At 64.2% G+C, this 1,643-nt stretch carries 1 protein-coding gene; it reads right to left on the bottom strand.

Features of this window, described 5'->3' with window-relative positions:
- Window positions 1–1,643, bottom strand: a 1,643-nt coding sequence (tssM, locus tag EOA22_RS32855; RefSeq protein ID WP_127390568.1) for a type VI secretion system membrane subunit TssM, incomplete at both ends; no start/stop codon positions are given.

The following is a 1,643-nucleotide window of genomic DNA, read 5'->3' as shown; positions in this document are numbered from 1 at the left end:
GATAGCGGTCGTTCAGCGCCGCCTGGCAGAAAGGCAGGATATCGGCCCGCCAGATGGCGTTGAGCTCCGAAGTGACCGCCTTCTGAGTCAAATTGCTGGTGTCGCCGGCAATCCCGCCCAGCCAACTGCTGATAGGGTCGGGCAGGATCTGTGCCTGCCGGGCGACCGCTCCCGTCAGTTCGGCAAGGCCGCCCTGCTTCTTGATAGCATCCTGCGGATTGGGGTTCGCGGTGACCGTCTGCAGCACGTTGGATAGCGCGGTCAGCGCGACGACCGCGGCATCCAGTGCCGGCGGCTGGCCATCGACCTCGGCAATGGTGCTCTTGAGTGGTTTGAAATGTTCGGCCACAAGATTGCCGGTCAGGTCCACCTCGCTGGCCGAACCCGCCCGTGGCAACAGTTTTGCCCCTGTTTTCACTATCTTGCCAAGCTTGCCCAGTTTGCCGAGCAGTTTCGAGCCGCCTTTGGCTGCCGCCTTGTCATCTCCGGCGGGCGCGTCATCCGAACGGGTGAGCTCCGTCTCTTGCACCACTGCCGTCAGCCGGCGCTTCAGCGCGGAATCGGCGCTCGAAAGATCCTTGAGGTTCTCACTGGCGACGATGAGATCGGTCAATGGCGCGAGCCTCATGTCGCGCAGGAAGCTGTCCCATTGCGCGATATAGTCGTCATAGTAGGGCTTCAGAATATCCTCGGACAGCGCCGAGACCGAGGTTTCGGAGTTCTCTGAGCAGCCGCCAGCGAAAACGGCACGATCGAGCGCCGCCTGTGCGGCGACATCGTCGATGCGATCGAGAATGACGTCGTGAAAGCCGGCATAGGTGAATGCTCCGGAAATGCCGACGCGAAGCGTCTTGGCGGAACGCCGCGCGAACACCTTGCTGCCGTTGGGGCCGGCGAAATTCGCCGGGATCCACTCCTTGAGCCCGGCCACTGCCGGATCGGCCAGCAACTGTTTGTAGGCGCGCGCCGGCAACGAAATGGTACACACCGTTTTCAGCGCTTCGGCAACCAGGGCCTGGTCGGGCGCGACATAGCTCTCGTCGACCGTCATCCGGCGGATGGCGGCAAGCTGATGCTCTTCGGCATCGGCGGTCGGAAATGGTGCCGCGGCCGCGAATTCGGGCAAGCTGTTCGCCCACCAGTCTTGGGCGTAATCGGGATCCATCTGAGACAGGCCCGTCATCATGCGATAGCTTTTCAGCGCTCCGAGCATGAAATCCGGGTCGCGGATCTGCCGCCACATCGTCGCCTCGAGCAAGGCGATCATGCGTGGCTCAAGAATATTGCGCAGGGCATGATCGTACGTGTCGGTCTGCGCCCGCACCATTTCCGCGGAGGCCGATGGTCCCAGTAGATCCTGGGCGGCGCCAGGCGGTGCTGTCCGGGCGGTTGCGACCGCGTCCATCGCACCGAGCGCGCCGTCCATGGCGGGCTGCTCCACCGATGCCGGCGTTGCCGCGATGGAGGTCAGCGGCGTCTGCAGCGCTTCGAACTGGCCTGCCTGGGCCGTTATCGCGTTGCGGTTGTCAAAATAGGACCAGGTGAACAACCCGCCGGCCAACAATGCCGCCGCCGCGCAAGCGGCTGCCGCACCCCGCCCGATCCAGGCGCGGCGCCGTTGCGCCAGCGGATCGAACGTGCCG

Origin of the sequence: Mesorhizobium sp. M7A.F.Ca.US.014.04.1.1, assembly GCF_003998745.1 — a bacterium.
Taxonomy (GTDB): Bacteria; Pseudomonadota; Alphaproteobacteria; order Rhizobiales; family Rhizobiaceae; genus Mesorhizobium; species Mesorhizobium ciceri.
This window is presented reverse-complemented; position numbering and strand designations above follow the sequence as displayed.